The following is a 4077-nucleotide window of genomic DNA, read 5'->3' as shown; positions in this document are numbered from 1 at the left end:
GCCGATAAACCGGGTCGGCGAACTGCTCCCCTGGCGCGTAGCACTGCCGACTGAATAACACATCCCCGTCAATACGGTTCTTGCTGCACGCTTACATTTTCATTTTCATTCCCGGCACAGATAAGAATAAGTCTTATTCTAACAATGCCACCCTGTCGGTCATCAATCCTCTGCTTAATGGCAACGACAATTATCCGACTTAAATCACAAATCAGACACATGACATAACAGAGCTTGCGAGGTAACACATCGTCCGGTTTCTTCCACCATCGCACCGGACCAGCGACCATGAGGGGACAACGCCGCGCTCCGTTAACGCGGTAAACCCCGGTGTGTATCGTTTTTGATTATCCCCGCACACTCGCGCAGAGGAGTCTCCCGGTCGGGCTGCGGTCTCTGTTAATGCGGGGATACGGCGACAATACCGCGCATGGTTAATAAGGTCGCTCAACACACTGGCTGTAATGCAGCGGATACCATGCGGCATTTAGCGGCATTCATCGTACACTCAACGGTTAGCTCTTCATTCGTGGCATTCACCTGAAAGGTCCGGGAGTGTAATTGCGTACATTTACCACTGAACGAACCTTCAACAAGAACACGACCACGCTGCAAAATACGGAACGGAATTGTTCCCTGAAAAGGCTTTACGGTTACCAGTAATTTCTTCATGCATTCTCCGGATAACAAAAATACTAGTTAATACACTGAGTGCGGATATATTCCTGCGCCCCTTCCAGTTGCTTCTGCATTGTCATCAACCGCTCTCTGAGGGTGAAATAATCCCGTTCAGCGGTGTCTGCCAGTCGGGGGCCGGTTGCATTATCCATTCCGGAGGTGCCGGTGGCTTCACGCACGGTACCGGAGCAGGTGGCGTTGATCCGCAGGCGCTTACGACCAGCGGCAACATCAGCACGCAGAGTTTCATTTTCAGCTCTCGCATCGGCTAATTCCCTTGAGTATCTGGCATCAAGCGCAGCAACATCACGCTGGCGCTGCTGCATGTCAGTAATGGTTGCGTTTGCCAGCTCCAGCTCTCTGGCTTTTTTATCGCGCTGCGCTTTGTAGGTGATGGCGTTATCACGGTAATGGTCTGTTGCCAGCCACAGCGCACCACAGACCACCAGCAGAATAACGGTAAACGCGGAAAGCATTCGGTTTATGTTCACCCCAGCAGCCCCGACGAAGACAACATCATCCAGGCCATGGAAAGAAAAAGAGCAACCAGCATTAGTGAAAATGAAATGCCGACAATTACACAGAGGATCTTCGCCAGCGTTATGAGTTTGTCTGACATGCTTAATCCTCCCTTCACGATTTCAACGCAATGACCAGTTTTGCCAGCCCATACAGCATCGGGGACACAGCAACACCGACCGCCACCCACTTAATGGCAAAAGCCAGTGCTCTGCTGATGTCATCAGTTACAGGCGCTTTCAGTTCAAGGCCGTTTTTCATGGTCAACCTCAACAGAATTCGTTTATACTTCGCCATGTTCTCCCTTGCCTTACTCAAGGTCAGAAACACAAAACCCCGCTTGGTGCCAACAAACGGGGTTTTTACTTTTATTCACTTACGTTTCGCCAGTTCGCAGGATTTCGTGTTATCCGTCCGCGTGCTCATGCCTTATTTTTCAGCAAAATATTCTGCTTATCTGTCGATGTCCCAGCACGCCAGCGCACTTTCCTGGTCTCGCCGGGATACCTGACCGTAGCAATTATTTGAGCGGATACGGCAGTCTCTGCCACCGTCCTTAATCCACCAGCGAATCGCTTCGCATGCTCCCCTGCGGTCACCAGCATTAATCCGTCTGTAAAACGTCGACGGGAAACACTTACCGGGGCCAATGTTATAGGGACAAAATGACGCGATACCCGCTTTCTGGGGTTCGGTCAGCGGCACTTTAATATTGCGCTCCACCCATGCCAGCGCCTTATCACGCTCAATGGCGTTGACCTGGTCGCATTTTTCCTTCGACAACTTCATGCCCGGGACGACAGGTTTACTATCCACCAGGATGGCACCGCGGCAGATGGTCCAGATACCCGCGCCATCACGGTATGCCGTGGTGTGGTTACCTTCCTTTTCATCCAGAAACTGGTCGAGGATTTCAGGCGCAGGCGCACCTGCGGCAATCAGCGCCAGAATGGCAGCCGACAGGCCGTATTTGATTTTGGTGTTCATGGATATTTATCAGGGTTTATCGATTTCAAATCCCTGGATATGTTAAGTCTTCAGGCCAGCGGTGGAGTCTTCAGAGAACCAGTAATTATTCCCGGTAGTTTTCCTCTGTAGGTTATCAACACATCCTGCGCCTCTAAAATTACGGGGCGCTTTTCCGGCAACGGACCATCCCCTTCACATAACCCGGCAGCAACATCCATGAAAAACTGCTTCGCCTGCTTTTTCGCCTCAGCTTCGTAAAACTCCAGCGTGGCATCTTCAGTACGGTCAAGACTAATCGCCACATCTGGCAACAACAGTGACGGATACCCACCAATTTCCAGTGCCACAGTAACAGTAATCTTATTCGGGTAATTATTTATCCCTTTAACAACCAGTTCGTATTTTTTCTTCATCGCTTTACTCTCCCCACGCCGCCTTACGACGGTCCTCTCTGATTTTGAAATACAGGTTAGTCAGATATGTCAGCAGCCCAAACAACAGACTCCCCAGCACGCCTATTGCCGCCCACTGAGACGGGGAAACCCTGTCCAGCAACTGCAGGAACCAGTAGCCCGTTCCCACCGCTGACGTGGTGTATGACACACCTGTTGTGATTTTTTCCATCTGGTACATACCCCGTCTCCCGCAATCCGGAAGCTCACAACAATATAAAGACCACCGGCACACACCGATGGTCCCTTGCGCATGCTTACATCATCATGTCGCTGTCAGGTGTAGGTTCACCGCCATCTGAAGCACTCCCGTCACCCGCGATACCTTCCGGCTCAGGAACCACTGCTACGCCCAGCAGCTCATCCAGAATGGCATCCACTTCTGCATCAAGACGCGACTCAAGATTCAGGCGAAGTTTCTGTTTCAGTGCGCTCCGGACTTCTTCAGAGCGCAGGACTTCCTTCACTGCCTCTGCAGTGACCAGGGATGTGATTTCTGACATGGGATTTTCTCGCTGAAAGGGGTTGTTAAGGAGTAACGGGTTCTTCGGGTTTGCTTCCGGCTGACTGACTGGCGCTGATTTTCTCAGCGGCCCTTTTATCAATCTGCCTGTACCAGAAATCGCGCACAGCCCTGTACCCACCCGAAAGAAGATACAGCACAGACCGCCGTACAGAAGTACAGCATCACCTGATGAATAAATGTCATAATTTCTTACCGTTATGGTTGACAATGAGAATTGTTTTCATTTAAAAAACCAATGTACGAAAGCATCTTTTCTTTACATTCTCCATTGGGATTACCTCCGCCAGCTTCCATTCCTGCCGCTGGCGGCTTTTTTTAGCAATTATGCGGCTGCTCCAGCTTTGTTTGCTTTAACTTCCACCGTATCAATAAGTACAGGGTAGGTTTCTGCACTACCTGTAATATCCGTAATGACAAACCTGTTGAGTCCATTAGCAGTATTGGCCCATTTCACCAGGTCAAACGCCTGTCCATCCACACCATCAAGCACCGGAGTAACATTAATGCTGTTACTGCCCTTAAATTTAAATGCAAGCGTATGCCAGTCATGGTCGAATGCGCCAAACGTGCCAAGTTCTTTTTGTTGATTAACTGTATGATGGTATGCAACATTAATACTGGCTTTATCTGACTGGACAAAGAAAGAACTCAGATGGCCTTCACCACCCTCACCCGGCCATTCCGCTATTCGCCAGTACAAACCAAAGGCATACTTGTTTCTGGTTGTCTCAAGATTGACGTTTTCGGGGATTTTAAACCGGACAGCAATTTCCCCGCCTTTTTCCAGTAAAAGTTTTGCCTTGTCTGCAGCAATATCACAGTGAGGTAGCCTGAGTTTAACGGACACTCCTTCCTGAAATAGAATGGCATCAGAAGGAGCTAATAATGAGCAGAAAAAAACCAACGTTACTCTAAAGAGTTCAAAGCCGAAGC

The 4077-nt window shown here is 49.7% G+C and carries 9 protein-coding genes and 1 pseudogene; all 10 read right to left on the bottom strand.

Going from position 1 to position 4077, the window contains the following annotated elements; translation table 11 throughout:
• Window positions 1-447 precede the first annotated feature (447 nt).
• Window positions 448-672, bottom strand: a complete 225-nt coding sequence (locus BGK49_RS10200) for a hypothetical protein (RefSeq protein ID WP_000735655.1) — start codon at window positions 670-672, stop codon at window positions 448-450.
• A gap of 23 nt (window positions 673-695) precedes the next feature.
• A complete protein-coding gene (locus tag BGK49_RS30400) occupies window positions 696-1154 on the bottom strand; it encodes a lysis protein (protein ID WP_000947254.1) in 459 nt (152 codons plus the stop codon).
• Window positions 1155-1165: 11 nt separating this feature from the next.
• Window positions 1166-1297 (bottom strand): hypothetical protein, encoded by a 132-nt coding sequence (locus tag BGK49_RS31435; protein WP_001280932.1) that lies wholly within the window; start codon window positions 1295-1297, stop codon window positions 1166-1168.
• Between the two features lie 14 nt (window positions 1298-1311).
• Window positions 1312-1494 carry a hypothetical protein gene (locus tag BGK49_RS10185; RefSeq protein WP_001151823.1) on the bottom strand — a complete coding sequence of 61 codons (183 nt, stop codon included), beginning with the start codon at window positions 1492-1494 and terminating at the stop codon, window positions 1312-1314.
• A gap of 156 nt (window positions 1495-1650) precedes the next feature.
• Window positions 1651-2184 carry a lysozyme gene (locus tag BGK49_RS10180; protein WP_001092844.1) on the bottom strand — a complete coding sequence of 178 codons (534 nt, stop codon included), beginning with the start codon at window positions 2182-2184 and terminating at the stop codon, window positions 1651-1653.
• A 50-nt stretch (window positions 2185-2234) separates the two neighbouring features.
• Complete coding sequence (locus BGK49_RS10175; RefSeq protein ID WP_000731267.1) at window positions 2235-2579, bottom strand: YdfR family protein; 345 nt, start codon at window positions 2577-2579, stop codon at window positions 2235-2237.
• Window positions 2580-2583: 4 nt separating this feature from the next.
• Window positions 2584-2799, bottom strand: coding sequence for a class II holin family protein (locus tag BGK49_RS10170; protein WP_005042508.1), 216 nt, complete (start codon window positions 2797-2799; stop codon window positions 2584-2586).
• Window positions 2800-2875: 76 nt separating this feature from the next.
• The gene (locus tag BGK49_RS10165) at window positions 2876-3223 is read right to left on the bottom strand and encodes a DUF826 domain-containing protein (protein ID WP_162281787.1); all 348 of its coding nucleotides are present in this window, start codon (window positions 3221-3223) and stop codon (window positions 2876-2878) included.
• Window positions 3147-3327, bottom strand: a pseudogene (locus BGK49_RS10160) (DUF1378 family protein). The gene BGK49_RS10165 and the pseudogene BGK49_RS10160 overlap by 77 nt, the downstream one beginning before the upstream one ends.
• Before the next feature lie 139 nt (window positions 3328-3466).
• Window positions 3467-4077, bottom strand: a 611-nt coding sequence (locus BGK49_RS10155; protein WP_347335981.1) for a DUF6645 domain-containing protein, incomplete at its 5' end; no start/stop codon positions are given.

The sequence above is a fragment of the Shigella sp. FC1544 genome (genome assembly GCF_001722145.1).
GTDB lineage: Bacteria > Pseudomonadota > Gammaproteobacteria > Enterobacterales > Enterobacteriaceae > Escherichia > Escherichia coli.
This window is presented reverse-complemented; position numbering and strand designations above follow the sequence as displayed.

Excerpts from the sequence above, each read along its gene's own strand:
- BGK49_RS10170 (WP_005042508.1), bottom strand. The coding sequence starts at position 2,799 with ATGTACCAGATGGAAAAAATCACAACAGGTGTGTCATACACCACGTCA.
- BGK49_RS10185 (WP_001151823.1), bottom strand. The coding sequence starts at position 1,494 with ATGGCGAAGTATAAACGAATTCTGTTGAGGTTGACCATGAAAAACGGC.
- BGK49_RS10175 (WP_000731267.1), bottom strand. The coding sequence starts at position 2,579 with ATGAAGAAAAAATACGAACTGGTTGTTAAAGGGATAAATAATTACCCG.
- BGK49_RS31435 (WP_001280932.1), bottom strand. The coding sequence starts at position 1,297 with ATGTCAGACAAACTCATAACGCTGGCGAAGATCCTCTGTGTAATTGTC.
- BGK49_RS30400 (WP_000947254.1), bottom strand. The coding sequence starts at position 1,154 with ATGCTTTCCGCGTTTACCGTTATTCTGCTGGTGGTCTGTGGTGCGCTG.
- BGK49_RS10200 (WP_000735655.1), bottom strand. The coding sequence starts at position 672 with ATGAAGAAATTACTGGTAACCGTAAAGCCTTTTCAGGGAACAATTCCG.
- BGK49_RS10180 (WP_001092844.1), bottom strand. The coding sequence starts at position 2,184 with ATGAACACCAAAATCAAATACGGCCTGTCGGCTGCCATTCTGGCGCTG.